At 72.7% G+C, this 384-nt stretch carries 1 protein-coding gene; it reads right to left on the bottom strand.

Going from position 1 to position 384, the window contains the following annotated elements; genetic code table 11:
• Positions 1–384: carboxypeptidase-like regulatory domain-containing protein (locus GVL52_RS32780; RefSeq protein ID WP_200848087.1), on the bottom strand; the 384-nt coding region annotated here is incomplete at both ends.

The following is a 384-nucleotide window of genomic DNA, read 5'->3' as shown; positions in this document are numbered from 1 at the left end:
GTCCATCACGGAGCCGGACACGGCCAGCACGTCGGCGGATGCGGAGCGATAGCCGCTGCGGGAGAAAGCGATGCGGTAGCTGCCCGCGGGCGCCTGCAGGTCGAACGCACCGGCAGTGCCCGTGATGGCCGAGGCGGCACTGCCGATCGCCACCGACACACCACCCAGGCCCTGGCCCTGACCGTCCACCGTGCGCCCTTTGAAACGCGCCGCCGTGGGCTGCGGCGCCGGGTCGGACGATGCCGTGAGCGTGGGCGAGAAGACCAGCATCTGCCCCGCGGCGAGGGTGCCGCTGGCCTGTACGGCCCGGAATCCTTCGCGCGAGGCGGTCAGGCCGATGGTGCCGGGTGCCACGCCGTCGATGCGGTAGCGGCCCTGCGTATC

This window comes from Rhizobium sp. 18055, assembly GCF_902706285.1.
Taxonomy (GTDB): domain Bacteria; phylum Pseudomonadota; class Alphaproteobacteria; order Rhizobiales; family Rhizobiaceae; genus Rhizobium.
This window is presented reverse-complemented; position numbering and strand designations above follow the sequence as displayed.